The sequence below is a fragment of the Aeromonas veronii genome (assembly GCA_041319085.1).
Classification (GTDB): Bacteria; Pseudomonadota; Gammaproteobacteria; order Enterobacterales; family Aeromonadaceae; genus Aeromonas; species Aeromonas veronii_F.
This window is the reverse complement of sequence record CP101033.1, coordinates 1,411,071-1,437,787: the sequence shown is the minus strand read 5'-3', so window position 1 is coordinate 1,437,787 and position 26,717 is coordinate 1,411,071. Positions and strand designations below refer to the sequence as shown.

Genomic DNA, 26,717 nt, shown 5'->3' with positions numbered 1-26,717 from the left:
GATACAGAATGAACCCCATCCTCACACCGGCGGATGGAACTGACTGGCCTCGCGGGTAGCCATCTCCTCGTAGGTGGCCCACTTCTGCCACGCCACTTTTTGTGCCACCTGCATCAGCCGTTCGGCCTCCTCCGGATGGCTCTGGGCCAGCACCCGATAACGGGTCTCCTCCTGCCGGTATTCAGCGAGGGGGATGGAGGGGCGCAGGCTGTCGAGGCTGAAGGGGTTCTGCCCCGCGCTGCGCAATACCGGGTTGTAGCGCATCAGCGGCCAGTGACCGGAGGCCACAGCCCGTTTTTGCTGGGTCAGGCCAAACTCCATGTCGATGCCGTGGGCGATACAGTGGCTGTAGGCGATGATAAGCGACGGGCCCGGATAGGCCTCGGCCTCACGCAACGCTTGCAGCGCCTGCTGCGGGTTGGCACCAAAGGCGATGCGGGCAACATAGACGTTGCCGTAGGAGATGGCCTGCAAGGCTACATCCTTCTTGGCCAGCGTCTTGCCCCCCGCCGCGAACTTGGCGACGGCACCGAGCGGGGTCGATTTCGACATCTGGCCGCCGGTGTTGGAGTAGACCTCGGTATCCATCACCAGCACGTTCACATCGCGCCCGGAGGCGAGCACATGATCGAGCCCCGCTGAGCCGATGTCATAGGCCCAGCCATCGCCGCCGATGATCCAGACCGAACGGCGCACCAGCTGATCAATCAAGGAGAGCAGCTCGCGGGCCTTGCCGGATTTCACCTCTTCCAGCCGCTCGCGCACTTGCGCCACCCGGGTGCGCTGGGCGCGGATCTCCGACTCCAGCCGCTGCGGGGCGCTAATCAGGGTATCGACCAGATCTGTGCCCAGCTCCCCCTTCATTGCTTCGAGGGCCGCCACCGCCTGACCGTGATGCTGATCGGCGGTGAGACGAAAACCAAAGCCAAACTCGGCGTTGTCCTCAAACAGGGAGTTAGACCAGGCCGGTCCCTTCCCTTCGCCATTCTTGGCCCACGGGGTGGTCGGCAGGTTGCCGCCATAGATGGAAGAGCAACCGGTGGCATTGGCCACCAGCATGCGATCGCCAAACAGCTGGGTCAGCAGCTTGAGATAGGGGGTCTCGCCACAGCCGGCGCAGGCACCGGAGAACTCGAACAGGGGCTCGAGGAACTGGGCACCGCGCACCGTGGAGAAATCCACCCGCTCGCGGGCAGGCCAGGGCAGACTCTCGAACCAGCGCAGCGCCTGCTTCTGACCAGCCAGATGCGGCGCCTTGTCCATCATGGTGATGGCGCGCTCGCCCTCGTGTTCCTCATCCGCCCCAACCCGCACCGGACAGGCCTGCACGCACTGGCCGCAGCCGGTGCAATCCTCCGGGTAGAGTTGCAAGGTGTAACGGCTGTCGGGGAAACCCTTGGCGGTGACGGGCACCGACTGGGCTGCCTCGGGGGCGGTTTCCAGCCAGTCTTGATGGTAGAACTTGGCCCGCAGCGCCGCGTGGGGGCAGACAAAGACGCAGTTGCCGCACTGGATGCAGATATCGGAGTGCCAGATGGGGATCTCGCGGGCGATATCCCGCTTCTCGAAGCGGCTGGTGGCGGTGGGGTAAGTGCCATCCACCGGCAACATGGAGACCGGAATAAGATCGCCACGCCCCGCCAGCATCTCGCCGGTGACGCGCTGGACAAACTCGCTGCCACCCGGTGCCAGTGGCAGCGGATAGTCGCTGATCTGCTCGTCACCGGCCGGGATCGCCACCTTGCTTAAGTGAGCCAGGGTATCGTCCACCGCCGCGAAGTTGCGCTCGACCACCTCGGGCCCCTTGCGGGCATAGCTCTTCTCGATGCTCTCCTTGATCAGCGCAATGGCCTCGTCCCGCGGCAAGATGCCGGCCAAGGCGAAGAAACAGGTCTGCATAATGGTGTTGATGCGATTGCCCATGCCGTTTTGCTCGGCCACCCGATCCCCATCGATGCAGTAGAGCTGGATATTGAGGGCGCGAATGCGGGCGCGCAGCCGCTCGGGCAGTTCGGCCCAGACCCGCTCGGGCTCATGGGGGGCATTGAGCAGCAGGGTCGCCCCCTCGGCGGCGAACTCCAGCAGATCCACCGATTCGACAAAGCCCCACTGGTGGCAACCGATAAAGCTCGCCTGCTCGATAAGCCAGGGGGCATCGATGGGCTCAGGGCCAAAGCGCAGGTGGGAGACGGTGCGCGAGCCCGACTTCTTGGAGTCGTAGACGAAGTAGCCCTGAGCGTGGAAGCCCTCCAGCTCACCGATGATCTTGATGCTGTTCTTGTTGGCGCCCACCGTACCGTCGGCACCAAGGCCAAAGAAGAGTGCCCGCACCCGGCTGGCGGGCTCCAGATCACCGATGGGATGCCAGGCCAGACTGAGGCCCGACACATCATCCACTATCCCCACGGTAAAGCGGGGGCGCGGCGCATCGGATGCCAGCTCCTCGAACACCGCCGCGCACATGGCGGGGGTGAACTCTTTGGAGGAGAGGCCATAGCGACCGCCGCTGAGCCAGGGCAGCCGCTTGATAAGGCCGCGCTGTAAACCGTCGATCAGGGCGCTCTGCACATCCAACAGCAGCGGCTCGCCACCGGCCCCCGGCTCCTTGGTGCGATCTAGCACCGCCATGCGCCGCACACTCTGCGGTAGCGCATCGAGCAGCGCCTGCACCGGGAAGGGGCGATAGAGGCGAATGACCAGTACCCCGGTCTTGCGATCCTGCCGATTGAGCCAATCCACAGTCGTGCGAGCGGTGGCCGCCCCCGAGCCCATCAGCACGATGACATCGGTGGCATCGGGCGCGCCGTGATACTCCACCAGCCGGTAGTGGCGACCGGTCAGCTCGCCGAGATTGTCCATGCACTGCTGCACCCGCGCCGGTACCGCCTCGTAGAAGGGGTTGACGCTCTCGCGGGACTGGAAATAGGTATCCGGGTTCTGGGCGGTGCCGCGCATCACCGGATGATCCGGGTTGAGGGCCCGCGCGCGGTGGGCGCGTACCCAGTCGTTGTCGATAAGCGCCCGGATCTCATCTTTGTGCAGCGCGGTGATCTTGTTCACCTCGTGGGAGGTACGGAACCCGTCGAAGAAGTGGATAAAGGGCACCCGGCACTGCAGGGTGACGCTGTGGGCGACCAAGGCCAGGTCCTGCGCCTCCTGCACCGAGCCGGAGGCGAGCATGGCAAAGCCGGTGCTGCGCGCAGCCATCACATCCTGATGGTCGCCAAAGATCGAGAGCCCCTGCGCCGCCAGCGAGCGGGCCGCCACATGGAACACCGCCGAGGTCAATTCACCGGCGATCTTGTACATGTTGGGCAGCATCAGCATCAGCCCCTGACTGGCGGTGAAGGTGGTGGCGAGCGCCCCCGCCTGCAGGGCGCCGTGTACCGTACCGGCGGCCCCCCCTTCGCTCTGCATCTCTACCACGGTGGGAATGTTGCCCCACAGGTTTGTCTGCTTCTCATCAGCCCAAGCGTCAGCCAGTTCGGCCATGGTTGAGCTCGGGGTGATGGGGTAGATGGCACACACTTCGCTCAGCTGATACGCCACCCGGGCCGCGGCTTCGTTGCCATCGACCATGATCAGTTCATGTTTCATTGGGACTCCTCCGGTTGGCGCAGCTCGATGGCGTGACAGGGGCACTGGTCATGACAGGCACCGCAGCCGGTGCAGCGCTCGGCATCCACCTGATAGCCTTTGCCCGGCCCCAGCTTGGCGATGGCCTGCTCGGGACAGCTGCCATAGCAGCCATCGCACTCGAAGCAGTTGCCGCAGGAGTAGCAGCGCGCCGCCTCGTAGCGGGCGGCCACCTCATCCAGCCCGCCGATGATCTCGCCAAAGTCGTCCCGCGCCCACGCCGGTTTGACCGGCTGACTGCTGGCCGGGGCGTGGGTCTGGAACCAGAGCTGCAGTTGCTCAGGCCCCACCAATGGATAGGAAAGCGGTTTGTGGTAGTGACGACCGCGCAGCCAGGCATCCATATGGCGCGCCGCCTTCTTGCCGTGGCCGGTGGCGATGGTGACGGTACGCTCGGAGGGCACCATGTCGCCGCCCGCAAACAGACCCGGCACATCCGTCATCAGGTTGCCCGCCACCTGCACCACTCCCTCCTTGTTGACCCGCACGCCGGGAATATTCTCCAGCACCGAGAGGTCTACCTCCTGACCGAGCGCCAGGATCAGGGAGTCTGCTTCGAGGGTTTCAAACTTGCCGGTGGGCACCGGCTTGCCCTCGGCATCCAGCGCCATCACCTCCACTTCGATGCTGGTGTTGTCGAGCTGGCGAATGCTGCGCAGCCAGTTGATCTTGATCCCCTCCTCCTCGGCATCAAAGGCTTCAAAGGCGTGGGCCGGCATATGGTCCCGGTCGCGGCGATAGATGATCATCGCCTCTTCCACACCGAGGCGGCGGGCGGTGCGAGCCGCGTCCATAGCGGTGTTGCCGCCGCCGTAGATGGCCACTCGCCGCCCCAGTTTGGGGGGCGGCAAGCCCTGCTCTTCGGCCAGACTGGCCTGTTCGAGGAAGCTCACCGCATCGAGGATCTTGCCCGCTTCCCGGGCCGGAATATCGACCCGCTTGGCCAGATGGGCGCCGATAGCCATAAAGACGGCGTCAAAGCCCCCCTCGTCACGCTCGCGCAGCACATCCTCCACCTTGTGGTTGAGGGTCAGCGTCACTCCGGCCGCCACGATACGGGCCACCTCCCGATCCAGCACATCGCGGGGCAAGCGGTAAGCGGGAATACCGAAACGCAGCATGCCGCCGGCGAGCGGCCCCGCTTCGCGGATCTCCACCTGATGGCCGAGCCGGTTGAGGTGCCAGGCGCAGGAGAGGCCGGAGGGCCCGGCGCCAATCACCAGCACCTTCTTGCCGCTAACAGGTGCGGGGGTTGCAGGCTGCCAGCCACGGGCCAGCGCTTCGTCGCCGAGGAAACGCTCGATGGCGTGGATAGAGACGGATTCATCCACCTGACCGCGGTTGCAGGCGCTCTCGCAGGGGTGATAGCAGACCCGGCCATGAATGGCGGGCAAGGGGTTCTCTTCGATCAGGGTCTGCCAGGCCGCCTCAAAACGACCGGCCTGCGCCAAAGAGAGCCAGGCCTGGATATTTTCTCCGGCCGGGCAGGCGTGATTACAGGGTGGCAGGGCCGGCCGCCAGACGGGTAGCCGGGTACGCACCGGGCCTGTTCCCGTTTTCAGGGTGAGATCCGGCAATGGGGTCATGTCCAGTTGTTTGCTCATACATTGCTTTCTTCTTGTTGGGTAACAGGCCCGCTCAGATAGCACTTGATACCGTGTAGCCGAAGCGGACGGTGGCCAGAGAGGGAAGAAGCGAAAGCGTTAGAAACTGGGAACTGAGTCGATAATGGCCGCTTTTTTGTACTGATTAGCGAATCAGGATCAAAAAATGTTGCACTTTATGAGGTGTGGAGTGCACTACGTGACCCGTGTAACATCTTGCCCATCTGCAGGAGCCACCGCTCGCGCTCCGCAAGCGGCGGCCCTCCGTTATCTTGCCCTCTTCACTGAAATCGTCACAGCATAAGGACCCGGTCATGCCCAGCCTCGTCAGCATACATCTCTATCCCATCAAGTCGACGGCGGGCATGCCGCTGACCCGCGCGCAGGTCACCCAGGAGGGGCTAGCCGGGGATCGCCGCTACATGGTGGCCAAGCCGGACGGCACCTTCATTACCGCCCGCACCCACCCCCAGTTGCAACAAGTCGTGGCCAGCCCCATCGAGGGCGGCCTGCAGTTGCGCTATCCGGGCCTTGACCCACTCATCCTGCAGGAGAGCACTTTCAGTCTCACGCCGCAGGCCACCGGGGTCTGGGGCGACCGCTTCAGCGCCCTGCAGACCCAGCCCCAGGCCGATCAGTGGCTAAGCCGGGTGGCAGGGGAAACGGTTCAGTTGCTCTGGCTCGGCGCAGAGTCAGACCGCTTTCGCGAAAAGACCGGCACCCGGGTCAGCTTTGCCGACGGTTTCCCGCTGCTGCTGATAAGCCAGGCCTCCCTCGAGGATCTCAATCTGAGATCCGATGCGCTGCACCAGATGAGCCAGTTTCGCACCAACCTGGTGGCGAGCGGCACTCGCCCCTTCGAGGAGGACGGCTGGCGGCGGATCCGCATCGGCGAGGTGGAGTTCAGGGTAGACAAGCCCTGCAGCCGCTGCATCATGACCACGGTGGAGCCGGGTACCGATCGTTTCAACGGCCTCAAGGAGCCGCTGGCCACCCTCACCCGCTATCGCCGCGGCGAGGATGGCGAGGTCTATTTCGGCCAGAATCTGGTGGCACTGAACGAGGGCTGGATTGAGGCAGGTAGCGAGATCGAGGTACTGGAGCGCGCCCGCGCGCCTGTCTACCCCAACGCGGCCCCCAAAAAACGCGAGCTGGTCTGCATTGCCCGCGAACCGCTGGCGCGGGATCTGGAGACCTTCTGGTTCGAGGCGGCCGATGGTGAGCCGCTACCCGACTACCTGCCGGGCCAGCATCTGCCTATCAGCCTCGATATCAAACACGAGCGGATCCAGCGGCGCTATACCCTGAGCTCCACGCCGGATCACCCGGAGCGCTGCAGCATCAGTGTCAAGAAGGTGGAGGGTGGCCACATCTCCCACTGGCTGCACCAGCAGTTGCAGGTGGGTGATCGGCTGCTAGCCGCCAATCCCGCTGGCGAGTTTCACCTGGGCCGCGAGCGCAATCTCCTGTTGCTATCCGCAGGCTCCGGCGTTACCCCCATGCTGGCGATAGCCCGCACCCTGGCGCTGCGCGGGGAGCTGGAAGATGTTCACTTTATGCACCTGTGCCGCAGCGAAGTGGACATTCCTGCCGCCAGCGAACTACACGCCATGGCGCAGCAGGGGATGACTCTTACCCTGATCCTGAGCCAACCGGCCAGCCACTGGCAGGGGCTGCAAGGGCGACTCAATGATGAGCATCTGCGACGGGTCAAAGGGCTGGCCGAAAAAGAGGTCTTTATCTGCGGCCCCCACGGCTTTATGGCCGATGCGGCCGCCAAAGTGGCGGCCCTCGGCGTTCCGGCCGAACGGATCAAGCAGGAGAGTTTTGGCGGCGCCATTCTCTCGGTGGCCCGCCCCCATCAGGCGGTACAACTGCGCATCGGCGAGCGGGGATTTGCCGGCAACAATCAGGGCACCATCCTCGATCAGGCCCACAAGCAGGGGGTGGATCTGCCCTGGAGCTGCCGCGCGGGGATCTGCGGCAGTTGCAAGCAGACGCTGGTCTCGGGCGAGGTGGATCACCCCGATGCCCCCGCCATCACCGCCGCCGAACGGGCCGAGGGCAAGATCCTCACCTGCTGCGCCGTGCCGCTCACCGATCTCGTCATCAAATAAGGTGATCGAGCCGCGATAACACGCGGACAATAAAAAACGGCTGCCGAGGCAGCCGTTTTGCTTGGTAGAAACTGGCTAGATTAACTGCGCAGGGCGGCGATGCGCTGCTCGATGGGCGGGTGGCTCATGAACAGCTCGCTCATGGAGCGCTTGCCGTTGATGCCAAAGGCCATCATGGAACCTTCCAGCTGCGGCTCAGCACCGCGGGAGAGGCGCTCAAGGGCGGCAATCATCTTGTCGCGACCGGCCAGCTTGGCGGCACCGGCGTCGGCGCGGAATTCACGCTGGCGGCTGAACCACATGACGATGATGGAGGCCAGCACGCCGAACAGCATCTCCAGCACGAACACGGTGATCATGTAGGCAAAACCGCCGGTGCTGCTGCTCTCTTCCTCGTTGTTGGAGCTGAAGAAGTTGCTGATAACGCCAGCCACGATGCGGGCAAAGAACATCACGAAGGTGTTTACCACCCCCTGGATCAGGGTCAGGGTCACCATGTCGCCGTTGGCAACGTGGCTCACCTCGTGGGCCAGCACCGCTTCTGCCTCGTCACGGCTCATGCTGTAGAGCAGGCCGGAGGAGACCGCCACCAGCGAATCGTCGCGGCGGGCACCGGTCGCAAAGGCGTTCATCTCGGGAGAGTCGTAGATCCCCACTTCCGGCATCTTGATACCCGCTTCGCGAGCCTGACGGGCCACAGTGCTCACCAGCCAGTGCTCGGTCTCGTTACGGGGTTGCTCGATGACCTGGACGCCATAGCTGCGCTTGGCCATCCACTTGGACATCAGCAAGGAGATAAAGGAACCCCCAAAACCGAACACGGCACAGAACACCAACAGCCCGGAAATGCTGGACTTGTTGATCCCCAGAACCGAGAACAGGATATTGAGTACCACCCCCAGCACCAGCATGACGGCCAGGTTGGTCACCAGGAATAGCATAATTCGCTTCATATAGACTCCTTGTGAAGATAAGGGACATGACCGGGGACCACTCGGGATCCCCACCTGCTCATGTTAATGTCGACATTCTAGGGAGATTCGATGAATGTTCGCTGAATATGCCGTCACAGTAGCGGCGAGATATCGAGACGCCCCTGCAAATTGGCTTCAAGCGGATTGTTTATAAACGGAATTTCGCCGAGGAAGGGGGCTGGTAGCAAGCCCCTCAGAGTGTCCAGATTTTCCTGGTAATGGCTCATGAAACCATGGAGCCGATTAATTACCCAGCCCGCCACCGGCAGCTGATCGTGGCGAATGGCGGCAAAGGTGAGCAGCGCATGGTTGAGGCAGCCCAGCTTGGCCCCCACCACCATAATCACCGCCATGTTCTCCTGTTTCACCCAGTCCGACAGCAGATGCTTGCGATCGAGCGGCAGATACCAGCCCCCCGCCCCCTCCACTACCGCCAGTTCGGCCCCGGCCTGTTCAATCTTGCGCAGCCCCTCGCTCAGCCCCTGCATGGTGATGGGCTGCCGCGCCTCGCTGGCGGCAATGTGGGGTGCAATCGGCGGCTCATAGGCGAACGGATTGACCACCTCGTAGGGCAGCGGCAGGCTTGCCGCCTCCTGCAACAGGACGGCATCGAGGTTGCGCAGCCCGTCCGGGGTGCGGGCACACCCCGCCGAGACCGGCTTGTAGCCCGCGCACTTGATCCCCTGTGCGCTGAATTCACGCAGCAGGGTGCGCGCCACCAGCGTCTTGCCCACATCGGTATCGGTGCCGGTGATAAAGAATGATTTCATACGGTTCTCTCCTTGGCAGGGAGTGGCACACTGCCCTGCACACACTGCGATTCCCGGCGCTCAGCGAGGCTTGCTGAGGCGGCCGAGGCACACCCGATAACTGGCGACCAGCCTGCCATCGGGCTGGCGAAACACCTCATACGCCTGAGCCAGCTGCTGCAATCTGGCGCGACCGCTCAGACCGGCCGGGGCGGCACTCCCCTGATTATCGTTGACCTGATTGGCCCCAATCCCCTTGAGATCGCGCAACAGCTGCGGCAATTCAAGATAGGCGAGATCCCAGGTGATACAACGCAGCTCGGGAGCAGCTACCCCGGCGCTAGCCAACGCCTGCTCCAATTGTGGCAGGCTGAGGAAGCGATTGACATGGGCGCGACCATCAAGCTGCTGCCAGGCGGCCCGCAACTGCCAGAGCGACTCATCGAGCAGGGTCGAGAAAAAGATCTGGCCGCCCGGTTTGACCACCCGAAGCAACTCGCCAAAGGCGTGAGCCGGACGCTCGCACCACTGCAGCGCCAGACTGGAGAAAACCCAGTCGAACGTGTTATCGGCAAAAGGAAGCTGCTCCGCATCGCCGCAGAGCAGGCGAGCACAGCTGCCGCGCAGGGCGGCCTGCGCCAGCATGCCGGGCGCGAGATCCAGCCCAACCAGCTGGTGACAACGATTCGCCAGTTGGGGCAAGAAAAAGCCGGTGCCGCAGCCCAGATCCAGCCCGCTCACCGTCAGATCAGTGGCAACCGGCCTGCTCGGCATCCATCCCAGCAGCGCCTGACCCACCTCCTGCTGAAAGCGGGCGTGGGCATCGTAATGACGAGCGGCGGCGCCGAAACGGCGAGCAAGCTGCGCCTTGTCGACCGTTTGAAAACGCTCAGCCATGATGAGTCTCCCCAATCGTTGTCGCTGTAGGGCAGACTCCCAAGGCATCGAGCAGACGATCCACATCCTGTTCGCGGTGAGCCGCGCTCAAGGTAATGCGCAGCCGCGCGGTACCGACCGGCACCGTGGGCGGGCGGATGGCGCCAGCCCAGACGCCGCGATCCCGCAGTCGCTCGGCCAGTTGCAGGGCGACACAGCTCTCCCCCACCAGCAGCGGCTGGATGGGGGTGTCGCTCGCACCGAGTTGCCAGCCCAGCGCCTGCGCCCCTTGCCGAAAACGGGTGATCAGTTTACCAAGCTGGGCGCGGGCCTCATCGGCGGCGCGTACCAATTCGATACTCTTGCTGACCGCGCAAGCCTGCGCGGCGGGCATATGGGTGCTGTAGACATAGTGGCGGGCAAAGTTGACCAGATACGCCACCAGCTCGTGGCTGCCACCGACAAATGCGCCAGCGACGCCGAGCGCCTTGCCAAAGGTGCCCATCTGGATGTGTACGCTGGCAGGAACAACCCCCTGCGCCGCCAGGGTGCCGCGCCCCTCGGGACCCAGCACGCCGAGGCCGTGGGCATCGTCGATCATCAACCAGTTGCCGCTTTGGGCGGCAAGGGTTGCGAGCTCGCGCCAAGGGCCCTGATCCCCGTCCATGCTGAACACCCCTTCCGAGACAATCAGCCCGCGATTTGGCTCAAGCTGCCGTTCAAGGGCCGCCATATCGTTGTGGGTAAAGCGCTTCATCTTGCAGGGGAGCTGGCTGCCCATCTCCTGCAAGGAGGCGTGGTTGAGTTTGTCCTGCCACAGCAGGTGCTCCTTGCCAAGCAGGGCTTTGAGCACCGCCTGATTGGCGGAAAAGCCGCAGTTGAACAGCAGCACAGCCTCCAACCCCAACCAGTCAGCAAGCGTCTCCTCAAGCTCTTGGTGGGCACGACTGTAACCGGTCACCAGCGGCGAGGCGCCGGAGCCCGCGCCATAACGCTCAACCCCCGCTTTGAAGGCGGCCTTGATGGCGGGATGATCAGCCAGCCCCAGATAGTCGTTGGCGGAGAAATTGAGGTAGTCGCGCCCCGCTACCCCGAGCCGCCCGCCACTCACCCCGTCGGTCGCGATGCGGTTGCGCAGCAGGCCAGCCTGTTCGCGCCCGGCCAGCGCTGCGCCCAATGCAAAGGGGCCCGTTACAGCAGGGCCAGTCATGACCGCGCAGTCTCTGCTCGGGGGCGGGTGGCATCATAAAACAGCTCGGCCGGTTCGCTCTGGCGGCTCACTTCGGCCAGCAACTCCTCTTCTTGAACCTGATCCGGCTTCTGGGCGCGCTGGGCGGGGCGAATGCCGAGCCGCTTGAACAGCTGCATATCGCTGTTCTCGTCCGGGTTGGGGGTGGTCAGCAGTTTGCAGCCGTAGAAGATGGAGTTGGCCCCGGCCATAAAGCACATCGCCTGCATCTGCTCGTTCATCTTCTCCCGCCCGGCTGAGAGGCGCACATGGGAGGCAGGCATCATGATCCGTGCCACGGCGATGGTGCGGATAAATTCGAACGGATCGAGGTTCTCCTGATCCTCCAGCGGCGTTCCCTTCACCTTGACCAGCATGTTGATGGGCACGCTTTCGGGATGACGGGGCAAATTGGCCAGCGCCATCAACAGGCCCGCCCGATCTTTCGCCTGCTCGCCCATGCCGACGATGCCACCGGAGCAGACCTTCATGCCCGCGTCACGCACATGCTCCAGCGTATCGAGCCTGTCCTGATAGGTGCGGGTGGAGATGATCTCGCCATAGAACTCCGGCGAGGTGTCGAGGTTGTGGTTGTAGTAATCGAGCCCAGCAGCGCCAAGGCGCGCCGCCTGATCGGCGGTCAGCATGCCCAGCGTCATGCAGGTCTCCATACCGAGCCCGCGCACCTCCTCAATCATCCGGATGATGTAGGGCATGTCCTTCTCTTTGGGGTTGCGCCAGGCGGCCCCCATGCAGAAACGGGACGAGCCATTGGACTTGGCTTCGCGGGCCCGCTCCAGCACCTTCTCCACCTCCATCAGCCGCTCGGCCTCAAGACCGGTGTGGTAACGGGCGCTCTGGGGGCAGTATTTGCAATCTTCCGGGCAGGCGCCGGTCTTGATGGAGAGCAGGGTGCTCACCTGCACTTCATTCGGGTCAAAGTGGGCGCGGTGGACACTCTGGGCCTGAAACAGCAGATCGTTGAATGGCAGGGCAAACAGGGCCTGAACCTCGGCGAGGGTCCAGTCATGACGAAGGGCGTGACCGCCCGCGGTGAGAGCATTCATACATGGCTTCCGGTTGTTATTAGTGAGATCCTGCGCCCGCCATCTTGGGATGGTCAGCTACAAAACCCGCCGCCGGGCCCGCGCGCTCAGGGTGATGCGCAGTGCCAAGTGGCTGAAATTGTTGGCTAGTGTAGAGAGCACGCGTAGACTGTCAACACCGACCAGATCAAACTAATTGACAACAGAACAACAAATGACCAATCAAGAATTCGACCTGCACCACATCTGGCACCCCTATACCTCCCTCACTCACCCCCTGCCCTGCTATGAAGTGGCCAGTGCCAAGGGCGTGACCCTCACCCTCAGCGACGGCCGTGAACTGGTGGATGGCATGAGCTCCTGGTGGGCTTGCGTACACGGCTATCAGGTGCCGGAACTGGACGCAGCGGCCACCGCCCAGCTCGGCAAGATGTCCCACGTGATGTTTGGCGGCCTGACCCACGCTCCGGCGGTCGAGCTCTGCCGCAAACTGGTGGAGATCACCCCGGCGGGTCTGGATCGGGTGTTTCTGGCCGATTCCGGCTCGGTGGCAGTGGAAGTGGCGCTCAAGATGGCACTGCAGTACTGGCACGCCAAAGGGACGCCCAGAGCCAAGTTCCTCACCCTGCGCAGCGGCTATCACGGCGACACCTTTGGCGCCATGAGCGTCTGCGATCCCGATGGCGGTATGCATGAGCTCTACCAGGGCTTCCTGCCGGAGCACTACTTCGCCCCGGCCCCCAGCTGTCGCTTCCACGCCGAGTGGGATGAACAGTGCGTGGTGGAGCTGGCGACGCTCATGGCCGATCATCACGAGGAGATTGCCGCCATCGCGCTCGAGCCCATAGTGCAAGGGGCTGGCGGCATGCGCTTCTATCATCCCCGCTACCTGCAGTGGGTGCGCGCCCTGTGCGACGAATTCGGCGTGCTGCTGATTGCCGACGAGATTGCCACCGGCTTTGGCCGCACCGGCCAGCTGTTTGCCTGTGACTGGGCGGGGATCAGCCCCGACATCATGTGTCTGGGCAAGGCGCTCACCGGCGGCTATCTCACCCTCTCGGCGACCCTGACCACCGAGCATGTCGCCCGCACCATCTGTGACGGCAAGGCGGGCGTCTTTATGCACGGCCCCACCTTTATGGGCAATCCGCTCGCCTGCGCGGTGGCCAACGCCTCCATCGATCTGCTGCTGGCCTCGCCGTGGCAGGAGCGGGTGCGAGCCATCGAACATCAACTGCGTACCGAGCTGGTGCAGCTGACCCTGCACCCGGCGGTCGCCGATGTGCGGGTGCTCGGCGCCATCGGAGTGGTGGAGATGAAAGAGCGGGTGGATGTGGCGCGCATCCAGCGCAAGTTTGTCGAACTGGGCGCCTGGATCCGCCCCTTTGGCAAGCTGGTCTACCTGATGCCCCCCTTCGTCATCACCCCGGAAGAGCTTAGGGTATTGACCGGCGCCATCAGTCAGGCGATTGCCGAGGGCGAGTTTTAAGGCAAGCGGCGGGCGGCCATCGCGGCCGCCCTTTTGACTACCCGCATTTGATATATAAAGAGGGCAACTATATCCCCGTCACTGCGGTTTCACTTGCCGTAATGTGAGCAACACACCAGACCTGAAGCGCCAAGAGGGGTAAACTGCTGCGGTTTTACCATCAAGAAAGACTGCTCATGCGCCTCTCCATTGCTGCCAAAATCAACTTTTTCCTGCTCTTCATCTTCTCCATGGTACTGGTCTTCTCCGCCGCCTATCAGGCGGTGCGCGAGCGCGATCTTATCCTGACGCTCATCAAGGAGCAGAGCCGTGAGCAGACCGAAGCCTATTTTGACGGCCTCAACATGCTGATGCTGACCGGCAAGATGGATGCCCGCGACACCCTGCGCGGCAAGTTTCTCGATCACGCCCATGTGGAGGATGCCCGTATCGTCCGTGGCGAGGCGGTGAGCAAACAGTTCGGGCCGGGGCGCCCCGCAGAGCAGGGCAAGGATGACTATGACCAGCTGGCGCTGGCGGGCAAAGGGAGCCTGGAGGTGGTGCACGATGGCATGCACAGCCGTCTGGTGGTGACCCGACCGCTGCTGGCCAAGAAGGATTTTCGCGGCACCGACTGCACCAGCTGCCATCTGGTGCCGGAAAATACCGTGCTCGGCGCGGTGCGCTTTGACTACGCCCTCGATTCGCTGTTTACCCGGGTCGAGCAGAACATCCTCACCTCGGCGCTCATTCTCACCGGCATCTTCGGGCTGGGGCTGCTGCTGACCCTCTGGGTGATCCGCACCTGGATCGTGCGCCCCCTCAACCAGTTGACCCGCTCCATAGAAGAGGCGACCGACTTGCACGACTTCAGCCACCGGCTGGAGGGGGATGACGGCGACGAGATTGGCCGGGTGGCGGTTGCCTACAACCAGATGCTCGACAGCGTGGAGCGCCAGCTCGGCAAGCGTTCCAAGGCCAGCAGGCAGGAGCCGGGTCAGCCCCGTTGAGCGGAGCAATCAACCGACGTAATAGAAGAGCAATCCGGCGATCAGCACCAGCAACAGGATCACCAGATTGACATGCAGGGCATCATCCCGACGGCGGCTGCGCTTGCGCTCCAGCAGCAACACCGCCAGCGTCAGGGCGCAGCAGCTCCAGAGCCCGTAGACCAGCCAGGGGGTTAGAGCCGGGTCCCAATAATCGCGCACCTCGATCCCGCCATAGACCAGAAAACCGTAGGCAATTTCGGGCCGGGCATAGTGGTAAAGGGAGAGCAGCACGATAAAGCCGCCCCAGCAGAGCATCACCAGCCCCTGCAACACCCGTGTCAGCCAATCTGGCCCATGCCGCCGATCTTTCACCCACCTCTCCTGCGCCCGTGACACTCTTGTTGAGTGAACCATGCCGAAAACCCCACCAGAGTCCGACATTTTTGCTTGTTTATCAAACCCGCGCGGGTAAGATTGACGGCTTAGTCTGCCATGGTGGGCCATCTGTGCCCGGGCCAGACTCCCTAGTGTTGCAAATAGCGCTGCAAGAACAAGCTGGAGACAATATTTCGATGACGCACGCATCCGTAGTAGATGTGCTGGCCGGTAAGTATCCGGTCGGCACCACCCAAACTGTCAAAGGGTGGATCCGGACTCGCCGTGATTCCAAGGCGGGGATCTCATTTTTGGCCGTATCCGATGGCTCCTGTTTCCATCCGGTACAGGCGGTTGTCCCCAATACCCTGGCCAATTACGAGAATGAAGTGCTGCGTCTGACCACTGCCTGCTCCGTGGAAGTGACCGGCGTGGTTGCCGCCTCTCAGGGCAGCGGCCAGGCTTTCGAACTGCAGGCGACCGAGGTGAAGGTAGTCGGTTGGGTCGAAGATCCGGACACCTACCCGATGGCCGCCAAGCGCCACAGCATCGAATACCTGCGTGAACAGGCCCACCTGCGTCCGCGCACCAACATCGTTGGCGCCGTGACCCGCGTTCGCCACTGCCTGGCGCAAGCCATCCACCGCTTCTTCCACGAAGAGGGTTTCCTCTGGGTTGCGACCCCGCTCATCACCGCCTCTGACACCGAAGGTGCCGGCGAGATGTTCCGCGTCTCCACCCTGGACATGGAAAACCTGCCGCGCACCGACGCCGGCAAGGTGGACTACGACAAAGACTTCTTCGGCAAAGAGGCTTTTCTGACCGTATCCGGCCAGCTGAACGCCGAAACCTATGCCTGCGCCCTCTCTAAGGTCTACACCTTCGGCCCAACCTTCCGCGCTGAAAACTCCAACACCAGCCGTCACCTGGCCGAGTTCTGGATGGTTGAGCCGGAAGTGGCCTTCAACGATCTGGCCGCCAACGCCGCGCTGGCCGAAGCCATGCTGAAGTATGTCTTCAACGCCGTGCTGACCGAACGTCGCGACGATCTGGAGTTCTTCGCCCAGCACGTGGACAAGGATGCCATCGACCGTCTGGAGCGTTTCGTCTCTTCCGACTTCGCCCAGATCGACTACACCGATGCCATCGAAGTGCTGCAAAACTGTGGCAAGAAGTTCGAGTTCCCGGTCTCCTGGGGTATCGATCTCTCCTCCGAGCACGAACGCTATCTGGCCGAGGAGCACTTCAAGTCACCGGTCGTAGTGAAGAACTACCCGAAAGATATCAAGGCCTTCTACATGCGCCTCAACGACGACGGCAAGACCGTTGCCGCGATGGACGTACTGGCACCAGGTATTGGCGAGATCATCGGTGGCTCCCAGCGTGAAGAGCGTCTGGACGTGCTGGATGCCCGTCTGGCCGAGATGGGCCTGAACAAGGAAGATTACTGGTGGTACCGTGACCTGCGTCGCTTCGGTACCGTGCCGCACTCCGGCTTCGGTCTGGGCTTCGAGCGTCTGGTGGTCTACGTGACCGGCATGGGCAACGTCCGCGACGTGATCCCGTTCCCGCGTACTCCGCGTACCGCCGAGTTCTGATCAGCGGCATCTTGCCACTGCATTGCAAAAGCCGACCTCTGGGTCCAATGCTGTTCACTTAAGAGAATTTGAGTTCCAGTCCACGTAGTATCAGGACGAAAAAGCGAGGGAGGCATGATGCCTCCCTCTTTCTATTGCAAGCCTCGCTGGATAAAGGCTGGAGGAAGCTCGACTGGACACAGCCTTGCCCCCCCAACTCAAATCTAATTTATGAATAATCAGTCAAAAAAGTGCTTATCTGATCAGCATTGGACCTCTGGGTCGGCTTTTTAATGGCGCTGCGCCAAGCGCCTGCCGCTCGTCCCAGCCGGAGAGCCTGGCCGTGATCGGCAAGGCTCTCTGCGCAGGACGGGCTCAGCCCTTTTTGATCTCCCGCAGATAGCGGTAGATGGAGTGGACCGAGATGCCGAGCTGGCGGGCGGCGATCTGGGCGCTGTCTTTGAGCTCGAAGATGCCGAGCTCGTGCAACTGGTTGACCATGACCCGGGTCTTCTGGGACGGGGGCACAGCCTCGTTGCCGCGCACCTCGGCACTGACGGTGTCGATAGTGCTGTTGAGCGCCTCATCGATGTTGCGGGCGAACACCTCCGGGGTGGCATGGCTCTCGTGGGGATGCATGCACTCCGGCATCATGGTCCGCAGCACGGATTGCAGCGGGGCATCCATGTCGCTGTTGATGCAGAGCAACCCGATGGCCCTGTGCTCCCCGTTGCGGATCACTGTCGTGATGGAGCGCAGCGTCTTGCCGGTGGCGCACTTGGTCATGTAGGGGCTGGAGATATCCTGCCCGCTCTTGAGCTTCATCATCGCCAGGTTGGTGATGGGGGCGCCGACACTGCGACCGGTGATATGGCCGTTGGCAATCTTGACGATCGACGGATTGCGCGCATCCAGACTGTGCAGCAGCACTTCGGTGTGCTGACCATACATGGCGGCGATGCCGTCCACTATGTTCTCCATCGACTTGAGGATCTCAAAATCGCTCGGACTCAACTCTTGCAGCTTCACAATGGGACCTTCTTGCAAGGGTTGCTGCACGCGGAGGGATGGCAGTACAGCAACCGACAGGGACATCAGGCAGACATGATATCAATAATGGTGCTGTCTGTGGCAGACATGCCCTCCTTCACCATCTGGCCGACGTTGCGAATGGTCTGCTCCACATTGCCCGCCACGATCCCCTGCCCCGACACCGAGTGACTGTTGAGGGCCATCAGGAAACCGCGCACCGCCGCGCCGGAGGAGGTACTCACCTTCATGGCGCAGGAGGCTTTCGCCCCGTCGCACACCATGCCGGCACTGTCGCTCAGCACGTTCTGGATGGCGAAGCAGGATTGCTCGAAGCTGCCGCCCGCCAGATAGACCATGGCCATGGAGGCGGCCGCGCTGGTCACGGTATTACCACAGAAGGCCGACAGCGGCGGATAGTGGGACTTGATATAGATGGCGCCCAGATGGCTCATGATGAGGGCGCGAGCCAGCTGCTCTTCGCTGGCCGCAAAGCGCTCGGCAATCACCATCACCGGAATGGTGGCAGCAATGCCCTGGTTGCCGCTGCCGAAGTTGCTCATGGCTGGCAGGGTCGCGCCCCCCATGCGGGCATCGGAGGCAGCCGCCGTCATCATCACGATGCGGTTCATCACATCCTCGCCGATTAGACCGGCATTGATGTTCTGCTGCATGGTGCGCCCGATCTCGAGACCATAGGGGTTGTTCATCCCCTCGGCAGAGAGCTTGCCGTTAAGCTCCGAGGCTTTGAGGATGAACTTGATCTGCTCGAACTCCACCTGGGTGGCGAACTCGTAGATGGCGGCGATGCTGATATCGACGCCATCGCAGATGGAACCGGTGGCACCGCCCTGGCTCTGATCGGCGGTGAAGGTCACTTCGCCATCACGGCGCTGTTCGACGATGCGGGTATGGCCACCGCACAGGGTCACTTCGGCGCTGTGCTCTTCACCCTTGTCATCAGTGCCATAAACGGTCACGCGGCAGAAGATAAACTCGGGGGCGGCGGTGCGGCTCACCTGCACCTTGCCGGCATCGATCAACTGCTGGGCACGATCCACCTGTGCTGGCTGGATCGCGGCCAGCACCTCCAGCCCGGCATCGGCGTTACCGCCGATGGCACCGGCTGCGGCCGAAATGGCCAGACCGATCTTGCCGGTGCCCGGCACATAGACACCCATCGAGTTTTTATAGAGATTGTCCGACACCGCGACCTCGAGGCGACCGGGCTTGCAGCCCAGTTGCCGGGCGGCGACGGCGGCAGCATAAGCGGCGGCGATGGGCTCGGTACAGCCCAGCGCCGGTTTGACAACCTGTTGAATAATCTGCAGATACTGCTGCCACGCTTGCTTCATCACTTGAACCTTTTTATCAGCATTAACGAGCGATATGAGCGATCGCTTCCACTTCCACCCTGACACCCATCGGCAGTTCCTTCACAGCAAAACAGCTGCGGGCCGGGAAATCTTTCAGAAAATACCGTTTATAAACCTCGTTGAACGCGGCAAAATCACTGTTCTCGGCGAGATAGCAGGTGGTCTTGAGCACGGTATCCAGCGAGCCGTCGGCGGCTCCCAATACATGCTTGAGGTTCTCCATCGCCTGACGGCTCTGGGCTTCAATGCTCCCTTCCACCACGCCACCCTGCTGTTTGCACACCGGCAGCTGGCCAGAGGTGAAGATGAGGTCGCCATAAGCCGTGCCGTGACTGTAGGGACCGATGGCATCAGGTGCCGCTGTGATGATGCGTTTCATATAGCCACACCTGTTTGTGCAATTTTTTTTGCAATCACGAGCCTTATTTAGCTCAAGATTATTTGTCTTTTATTTTATCCATTCAACAAAAAGATAAAAAATGGTGTTAAAAGCCACCTTTCAGCCTCAATTAAAACCGTAACCGCCATCTTGATTTTAACAAAAGCACTCATATGAGTATTTTTATGAGAATTTAATTCAACTTCATTTGTGCCAATTTTCCACTTCCCTGCCAAAAAAGTACGTGTTCCTGCGCCTCTTTCTTGCAGAGCGTCGGCGGTCTAGTGGCCGGTTGTAACCGGGTATCCTCTTATCGACCACGAGTCTCCTTCGGATGGCCCGTTTTCTATTGCGCCTGCGGATGCGCCAAGGCAAAAGGCCAGAGAGATCACAACTTGCAATGCTACCTCCCCCAAGGGGGCCTGCGCAGAGTAATATGCAGGCATCACCGCATACACCCGCATACACCCGCATATCAGGTATCGAGGCCTTACATGAAATGGATTTTCAACCCGGCGATCCGGTTGGGGAATCAGCTCTCCTTCAAATACAAATTCCTGCTCTGGTCCTGCCTCATGCTGCTGCCACTGGCCTACAGCATGACCAATCTGCTGGGGCAACTGCAGGATGACAACGCGCAGGCCAACCGGGAGCTGGCGGGGGTGGTCAATCTTGCCCCCGTGCCCGCTATCGAGCAGGCGCTGCTGACCCATCGCAATCTGGTGACCCGTCACGCCTATGAGGTGGACCCGGTCGGTGACGATCAGGTCAAGGCTGCCGCACAAGCAGTTGATCAGAGCCTGCAAGCCTTTGCCGACACTCGCCAGAACAACCCCTCCTTTGATGCCCTCAAGCAGGGCTGGGCCGCCCTGCAGAGTGACGCGAGCAAGCTGGAGGTGGAGCAGAGCAACCTGCGCCACGACAAGCTGCTGACTGAGGTACGCCACCTCTACAAGCACATCACCGCCAGCAGCAGCCTGATCCAGGATCCGGCGCTCGGTACCTACTACATGGTGATCCTCGCCAGCGAGCGGTTGCCGCAGCTGCGCGACCTGCTGGCCCAGGTGCGGGATCGCGCCGCCACCATCGCCGACTTTGGCCTATTTCAGGCGGAAGGTTACAGCGGCCTGCGTTTTCGTCTCGACCTGATCAGCGCCACTCTGCAGGAGCTGGAGGCCGACCTGACCCTGCTCTACCAGATTGAACCCGCCTACCGCGCCGAGCTAGGCCAGCAGACTGACGCCCTGTTGCAGCAGGCCCATCAGGGGGTCGACACTTTGGAAAACAAGATGATGAAGGACCAGCAGGTGCAGCTCGCCAGCAAGGAGGTGCTGGTGCTGGGGGATGGGCTGGATGCCGCCATCACGGCGCTGGCAGACCATGTGCGCCAGCGGCTGGAGGCAGATCTGCATCAACGTCTGGCCGCCAACGAACGCCACTTCTGGTGGGTCACCGCGCCGCTGACCGCCAGCTTGCTGCTCTACCTCTACCTGATGATCGGCGCCTATCTCTCCCTGCGCGAAACTGTGGGGCGGGTGCGTGATATTGCTGCCCGGGTCAACGCCCAGGATCTCAGCCAGCATATCGAGATCGTCGGTCAGGACGAGCTGGCCGCTATCAGCCGGGATTACAACGTGACCCTGGAGACACTGCGCACCCTGATGTTGCGGGTGCGGGAAAATGGCGTCACCGTGGTGGAGAGCGCCACCAACATCGAAGCGCGCACCTGCCGCTCGCAGGAGGTGATTGCCGATCAGCAAGGGGAGACCCATCAGGTCGCCACCGCCATCAAGGAGCTGGCCGCCACTTCCCAGGACATGGCGGGCAACGCTCTGCAAGCCGCCCGCATGACGCAAGAGGCGCAGAACGTGGTTGGTCAGGGCGAGGATGTGGTGGAGCGCACCATCAAGGCCATCGACCATATCAACCGCGAGGTGCTGCGCACCGCCGAGAGCATCGGTCAGCTGGAGCTGCAGTGCAGCCAGATTGGCGGCGTCATCAGCGTGATCCGCGGCATCGCCGAGCAGACCAACCTGCTGGCCCTCAACGCCGCCATCGAGGCGGCCCGGGCGGGTGAACAGGGACGCGGCTTTGCGGTGGTGGCCGACGAGGTGCGCTCCCTGGCCAACCGCACCCAGGGGGCCACCATCGAGATCCAGCAGATGATTGAACAGCTGCAATCCGGCGCCCGCGCCTCGGTCAGCGCCATGTCGGCGGCCAGCCATGAAGCGCAGGAGGGGGTCGGTCTGGCGCAGGAGGCAAAACAAGCCTTCGGCGCCATCACCGAGAAGGTGGATCGGATGGTCGATACCAACGCCATCATCGCCAGCGCCATCGAACAGCAGGGCGCCGTGGTCAACGAGATCGAACGCAATGTGGTGCGCATCTCTGATGGCAGCGACGAGGCGCTGCAAGTGGCCAACGCCGCCCGCGATGCTGCCCGCCAGATCCACCAGCTCACCGACCAGCTGCGCGCCATGGTACAGAGCTTCGTGCTGTGACAGCGCACTGACAAGCCGGGCTCAATATGAGCCCGGCATTATCCCGGTATCGCGCCTGTCCACGCATCCCTGATGAGCAACTCATCCAGAACATCCCGATGCGCACTGTCTGCGATGTGAGGCACACCAAGCCGCCTGCGAGCCACAGATAACACCAGCGTCACCTCATTGATACCCAGTGACTCAGAAGCGCCCCAGTTGCTGGAGCATCTCGATCAGCTCCTCTTCGCTGCTCGGCTCATAGGCCAGCTGAAGGCTCGGGGCGGCGCCTCCCATCAGCATGTAGACGTGGGTGCTGCAGTGGTCGTAGTGATACCACTTACCGTCGATACAGACGTCGGTATAGCATCTCGGGTCCCTTTTCAGTTCCATATGCACATCCTTTTGTTACATCCCATCAACATCACTCCTGACCGTAGAGTAACCGGCGCGGAGCTGGCTTGATGCAGATCAAGGGAATGGCGGGAGCTTCACCATATAGCGACCCATCACCTCTCTTGGGAACAAGCCAACCCTTGCTCCTGCAGTGACAGAGAAAAGAGACGGCAACAAAAACGGCGCCCGCAGGCGCCGTTTTTCATTTTCCCTCAAAAGCGAGGGTCAAGCCGAAGACTTATTCGTCTTCCAGATAGGCGTAGCCTTGCAGACCCAGCTCCAGCTCGTCGAGCAGGGCTTTGCGAGTCGCGTCGTCCAGCGCCGGGTGGGAAGCGATGCGCTGGTAGTTCTCGCGGATCACGGACGGGTCGATGTTGACGTAACGCAGCAGTTGGTCAACGGTATCACCGCGCACCACGTTGCGAATGTCCATCTTGCCTTCCTCGTCCAGCCACACTTCCGCGCAGTGGGTATCACCGAACAGGTTGTGCAGATCCCCCAGGATCTCCTGATAGGCACCGACCAGGAAGAAGCCAACGTGGCACTCTTCGTTCTCGCCATACACCGGCATCGGCAGGGTGCTTTCGACCCCCAGACCGTCGACGTAGTGCTCGACCTGACCATCGGAGTCACAGGTGATATCCATCAGGATGCCGCGACGGCTGAGCGGACGATCGAGGCCGGCCAGCGGCATCACCGGGAACACCTGCCCGATACCCCAGGCATCCGGCAGGGACTGGAACAGGGAGAAGTTGGCAAAGCACTTGTCCGCCAGCTTTTCACTCAGTTCGTCAGCCAGCGCGCGGTGGTTGCGGTTGACCGGATTGAGCAGCTCTTTGAGCGCCAGACAGGTGTTCTGGTGCAGCATCTCTGCCCAGGCGCGCTGTTCAAGGTCGAGCAGGCCCATGGTGTACTGGGTGTTGACGTCACCCAGATCGGCTACCGAGTCGTGGAAGATCTCCAACAGGGAGGGATCTTCGCTGCGCAGATCCAGCCACCCTTTCCACATGTTCTGCAGAATGGTCGGTGCATCTTCATCCGGCGCGCTGATGTCATTCATCTCCACCCCTTCGGCACCAATGATATTGGTGACCAGCACGGCGTGGTGAGCGGTCAGGGCTCGGCCAGACTCGCTGATGATGGTCGGATGCGGCAGGTCGAACTCGCGGCAGACATCGCCGATGCCCCACACCACGTTGTTGGCGTACTCGGAGAGGCTGTAGTTGGCGGAGCAGTGGCTCTGGGAACGGGTTCCCTCGTAGTCCACCCCCAGACCGCCGCCGACGTCAACGACGTCGATGTTGGCACCGAGGCGACGCAGTTCGGCGTAGAAACGACCGCACTCGCGGATGCCACCCTGAATGTCGCGGATGTTGGCGATCTGGGAGCCCAGATGGAAGTGCAGCAGTTGCAGGCAATCCAGCTTGCCCAGCCCGCGCAGACGCTCGATCAGCGCCAGGATCTGGGAGGCGGAGAGACCAAATTTGGACATGGAGCCGCCGCTCGATTCCCACATGCCGGAGCCGGTGGACGCAAGCTTGGCACGCACCCCGATGTTGGGCTTGATGTTGAGACGCGCTGACTCGTCCAGCACCATTTCCAGCTCGGAGGGCTTCTCCACCACGATGTAGACCTTGTGGCCCATCAGGTTGCCGAGCAGAGCGTGGCGGATATATTCGCGGTCTTTATAACCGTTGCAGACGATCACCGAGCCTTGCTCATGGTGATGGGACAACACGGCCAGCAGTTCCGGTTTGGAACCAGCTTCCAGGCCAAGCCGGGGCTTGTCGCTGTAGGACTGGCTGATGGTCTCGATGACACGACGCTGCTGGTTTACCTTGATCGGGTAAACGCAGAGGTAGTCCCCTTCATAGCCTGACTTCTCGATGGCCTGACCAAAGGCGTTGAACAGTGCATCGACCCGACTCTTGAGAATGTCGGGGAAGCGCAGCAACACGGGGGTGGTCAGCCCGGACTGACGCAGCTGTTCGATGGCATCAGAGATGACGATATGCGCGTCAGGGCGTGATTTGTCGGGGGCGACGGTCACATGACCGGCGTCATTGATATTGAAAAAACCCGCACCCCAGTAGGGAACGTTGTAGACCTTCAAGGAGTCCTTGCTGGACCAGTTAGTCATGGGCTATGCCTCGCAAATGAGCGACCCAAAGTCGCCTTCGTTACCCTCAATCACATCCAGACCATCTAGCGCAAAGTGCGGCGGGCGCTGCCATCACGAGACGCAGCCACACTAACCAACGCTTTGCACATCGCGGCAAGCCTGAGGCTGCCTGGTGGATCTTGGGGAAGTAACGAGTCTTGATGTGGGGCTGGTGGCTTTACATCAAGCTCAACGGTATGCGGTGCCACCTTAAACGGGGCGCCGCGGTACTTTGATGACAGACGACATCAGCCACGCCGTCAGTTCATCATTCGGCAGCGATCCCGACAGAAGGAGAGGGTTCCAAGGAAGAGAAGCGAAGGCGCCAGCACGCATGCGTGTTGATAGACGACGACAACACAGCCCACTTCACCGTCAGTGACCGCCCATGACAAGGGAAGATGATGAGCCGCTGGCCCACTCGGTCAAATGAAGGATGAGAGTCTGTTGTTCTCCCTGATACCGGAGCCTAACCGGTATTAAAGAAACCATTCCCCAGCAGTGTCTGTCGTTTCTGCGTGCCTCGCCCTATAGGCGTATGATCGGTCCGGTTTCTGGCGGCTCGGCCTGCTTCAGGGTTACCTTCGGATCGGCGCGGAGTGTACACACTTACCGCAGGCGGTGACAATAAAAAATAGTGTTCAAAATCCCCTTTTAATAAGCCTCTCAAATCTTGCTGGCGGGCAGGCGGGCTCTGGGATGGCGCAGGTTATGCGACAGCCCGGTTTTCCCTTGAAAAGTATGTGAAAACGGTGTGATGGGGCTGACGCCTTGCGGTGCGGTAGCTGTGGGGCATTTGACCGCCACCGCCAGCGCCTAAATATCGCGATAAATACAACATTTATGCGCTGCCCCTCCCCGAGGTTGCGCCACGCTCCGCACATTCCCCGCCCTCACCTTGCGTCAAAAAATGGGAAAAACCTGCGCTGACGCAATGAGTGCCCCGCACGGATTGGCCACAATGGCCGCTCACAACCGGTTAGAGGCTGACTAATGGATACCCTGCTTGAGCGTTTTCTGCGTTACGTAACTTTTCATACCCGCTCCGATGAGACCAATCCAGCCTGCCCCAGCAGCGAAGGCCAGCTGATCTTTGCCCGTGCCCTACAAGAGGAGATGAAGGCGCTGGGGCTGACCCAGGTCACTCTGGATGAGCACGGCTACCTCACCGGCTACCTGCCCGGCAACCAGCCGGATGCCCCAGCCATCGGCCTGATTGCCCACATGGATACCGCTGACTACGAGGCGGAGCACGTAGTACCGCAAATCATCGAGAACTATCAGGGCGGCGACATCTGTCTTGGCAAGGGTGACGAGGTGCTCGCCATCCGTGACTACCGCTTCCTGAAAAACTATCTGGGTCAGGATCTCATCACCACCGACGGCACCACCCTGCTCGGCGCCGACGACAAGGCCGGCATTGCCGAGATCCTCACCGCCATCGATCACCTGCAGGCCCACCCCGAGATCCCGCGTGGCGATATCTGGGTCGGCTTCACCCCGGATGAAGAGATCGGCCGTGGCGCCAACCTGTTCCCGCTGGACAGATTCCCGGCCAAGTGGGCCTATACCGTGGATGGCGGCGAGCTGGGCGAGCTGGAGTATGAAAACTTCAACGGAGCCAGCGCCACGGTGCGTTTTGTCGGCAACAACGTCCACCCCGGCACCGCCAAGGGCAGCATGATCAACAGCCAAACCCTGGCCGCCCACTTCCACGCCGCCATGCCTGCCGAGCAGACGCCAGAGTGCACCGATGGTTATGAGGGCTTCTTCCATCTGGCCCAGATGAGTGGCACCGTAGAAGAGACCAGCCTGCACTACATCATCCGTGACTTCGACGACCAACATTTCGCCGCGCGCAAGGCTGAGATGCAGAACCGGGTCGCCGCCCTGCAGGCCGAGTATCCCAAGGCCCGCATCGAGCTGACCCTGACCGACAGCTATCGCAACATGCGCAGCCAGATTGAGCCGCACATGCACATCGTCGAGCTGGCCCGCGCCGCCATGGAGGCCGCTGACGTGGTGCCCAAGATCAAGCCCATTCGCGGCGGAACCGATGGCGCCCGCCTCTCCTTTATGGGCCTGCCCTGCCCCAACCTCTTCACCGGTGGCCACAACTTCCACGGCAAGCACGAGTTCATCCCGCTGCAATCGATGGAAAAATCGGTCGCCACCCTGGTGGAGCTGGTGCGCCTCACCGCGGCCTGGCGCGGTTAATCGAGTCGTCCTCACGACCCGACCACGACAACAAAGG

The 26,717-nt window shown here is 61.8% G+C and carries 19 protein-coding genes; 6 read left to right on the top strand and 13 right to left on the bottom strand.

Going from position 1 to position 26,717, the window contains the following annotated elements:
* Positions 1-21: 21 nt before the first annotated feature.
* Entirely contained in the window at positions 22-3,597 is a 3,576-nt protein-coding gene (gene nifJ, locus NMD14_06970; GenBank protein XEI34136.1) for a pyruvate:ferredoxin (flavodoxin) oxidoreductase, read from the bottom strand.
* The gene (locus tag NMD14_06965) at positions 3,594-5,240 is read right to left on the bottom strand and encodes an NAD(P)-binding protein (protein XEI34135.1); all 1,647 of its coding nucleotides are present in this window, start codon (positions 5,238-5,240) and stop codon (positions 3,594-3,596) included. The genes nifJ and NMD14_06965 overlap by 4 nt, the downstream gene beginning before the upstream one ends.
* Before the next feature lie 314 nt (positions 5,241-5,554).
* Between NMD14_06965 and NMD14_06960 the strand changes: the two genes are divergently transcribed.
* Positions 5,555-7,357, top strand: coding sequence for an MOSC domain-containing protein (locus NMD14_06960; protein ID XEI34134.1), 1,803 nt, complete (start codon positions 5,555-5,557; stop codon positions 7,355-7,357).
* Positions 7,358-7,437: 80 nt separating this feature from the next.
* On the opposite strand, the gene htpX is transcribed toward NMD14_06960, so the two are convergent.
* The 5 genes from htpX to bioB all read right to left on the bottom strand — a co-directional run bounded on the left by htpX (position 7,438) and on the right by bioB (position 12,251).
* Entirely contained in the window at positions 7,438-8,310 is an 873-nt protein-coding gene (gene htpX, locus NMD14_06955; protein ID XEI34133.1) for a protease HtpX, read from the bottom strand.
* Between the two features lie 113 nt (positions 8,311-8,423).
* Entirely contained in the window at positions 8,424-9,101 is a 678-nt protein-coding gene (gene bioD / locus NMD14_06950; GenBank protein XEI34132.1) for a dethiobiotin synthase, read from the bottom strand.
* 60 nt (positions 9,102-9,161) lie between these two features.
* Positions 9,162-9,977, bottom strand: coding sequence for a malonyl-ACP O-methyltransferase BioC (gene bioC, locus NMD14_06945; protein ID XEI34131.1), 816 nt, complete (start codon positions 9,975-9,977; stop codon positions 9,162-9,164).
* Positions 9,970-11,166: an 8-amino-7-oxononanoate synthase gene (gene bioF, locus NMD14_06940; GenBank protein XEI34130.1), complete on the bottom strand. Its 1,197-nt coding sequence runs from the start codon at positions 11,164-11,166 to the stop codon at positions 9,970-9,972. The genes bioC and bioF overlap by 8 nt, the downstream gene beginning before the upstream one ends.
* Positions 11,163-12,251, bottom strand: a complete 1,089-nt coding sequence (gene bioB / locus NMD14_06935; GenBank protein ID XEI34129.1) for a biotin synthase BioB — start codon at positions 12,249-12,251, stop codon at positions 11,163-11,165. The genes bioF and bioB overlap by 4 nt, the downstream gene beginning before the upstream one ends.
* A gap of 193 nt (positions 12,252-12,444) precedes the next feature.
* Between bioB and bioA the strand changes: the two genes are divergently transcribed.
* Together bioA and NMD14_06925 are read left to right on the top strand one after the other, a co-directional pair.
* Positions 12,445-13,719: an adenosylmethionine--8-amino-7-oxononanoate transaminase gene (gene bioA / locus NMD14_06930; GenBank protein XEI34128.1), complete on the top strand. Its 1,275-nt coding sequence runs from the start codon at positions 12,445-12,447 to the stop codon at positions 13,717-13,719.
* A 176-nt stretch (positions 13,720-13,895) separates the two neighbouring features.
* Positions 13,896-14,708 (top strand): HAMP domain-containing protein, encoded by an 813-nt coding sequence (locus NMD14_06925; protein XEI34127.1) that lies wholly within the window; start codon positions 13,896-13,898, stop codon positions 14,706-14,708.
* Positions 14,709-14,717: 9 nt separating this feature from the next.
* Here NMD14_06925 and NMD14_06920 read toward each other — a convergent pair whose 3' ends face one another.
* Complete coding sequence (locus NMD14_06920; protein XEI34126.1) at positions 14,718-15,062, bottom strand: hypothetical protein; 345 nt, start codon at positions 15,060-15,062, stop codon at positions 14,718-14,720.
* Between the two features lie 200 nt (positions 15,063-15,262).
* Between NMD14_06920 and asnS the strand changes: the two genes are divergently transcribed.
* Complete coding sequence (gene asnS, locus NMD14_06915) at positions 15,263-16,663, top strand: asparagine--tRNA ligase (GenBank protein ID XEI34125.1); 1,401 nt, start codon at positions 15,263-15,265, stop codon at positions 16,661-16,663.
* A 354-nt stretch (positions 16,664-17,017) separates the two neighbouring features.
* On the opposite strand, the gene NMD14_06910 is transcribed toward asnS, so the two are convergent.
* From NMD14_06910 to NMD14_06900, 3 genes are all read right to left on the bottom strand, one after another.
* Positions 17,018-17,671: a PAS domain-containing protein gene (locus tag NMD14_06910; GenBank protein ID XEI34124.1), complete on the bottom strand. Its 654-nt coding sequence runs from the start codon at positions 17,669-17,671 to the stop codon at positions 17,018-17,020.
* A gap of 65 nt (positions 17,672-17,736) precedes the next feature.
* Positions 17,737-19,026, bottom strand: a complete 1,290-nt coding sequence (locus tag NMD14_06905; protein XEI34123.1) for an L-serine ammonia-lyase, iron-sulfur-dependent, subunit alpha — start codon at positions 19,024-19,026, stop codon at positions 17,737-17,739.
* A 22-nt stretch (positions 19,027-19,048) separates the two neighbouring features.
* Positions 19,049-19,426: a Rid family detoxifying hydrolase gene (locus NMD14_06900; GenBank protein XEI34122.1), complete on the bottom strand. Its 378-nt coding sequence runs from the start codon at positions 19,424-19,426 to the stop codon at positions 19,049-19,051.
* A 494-nt stretch (positions 19,427-19,920) separates the two neighbouring features.
* Here NMD14_06900 and NMD14_06895 point away from each other — a divergent pair, with 494 nt between their 5' ends.
* Positions 19,921-21,927, top strand: a complete 2,007-nt coding sequence (locus tag NMD14_06895) for a methyl-accepting chemotaxis protein (GenBank protein ID XEI34121.1) — start codon at positions 19,921-19,923, stop codon at positions 21,925-21,927.
* A gap of 183 nt (positions 21,928-22,110) precedes the next feature.
* Here the strand turns inward: NMD14_06895 and NMD14_06890 are convergent, their stop codons facing one another.
* Positions 22,111-22,299 (bottom strand): hypothetical protein, encoded by a 189-nt coding sequence (locus tag NMD14_06890; GenBank protein XEI34120.1) that lies wholly within the window; start codon positions 22,297-22,299, stop codon positions 22,111-22,113.
* A gap of 241 nt (positions 22,300-22,540) precedes the next feature.
* Entirely contained in the window at positions 22,541-24,442 is a 1,902-nt protein-coding gene (gene speA / locus NMD14_06885; protein ID XEI34119.1) for a biosynthetic arginine decarboxylase, read from the bottom strand.
* 1,014 nt (positions 24,443-25,456) lie between these two features.
* Between speA and pepT the strand changes: the two genes are divergently transcribed.
* Positions 25,457-26,680, top strand: a complete 1,224-nt coding sequence (gene pepT / locus NMD14_06880; protein XEI34118.1) for a peptidase T — start codon at positions 25,457-25,459, stop codon at positions 26,678-26,680.
* Positions 26,681-26,717 lie beyond the last annotated feature (37 nt).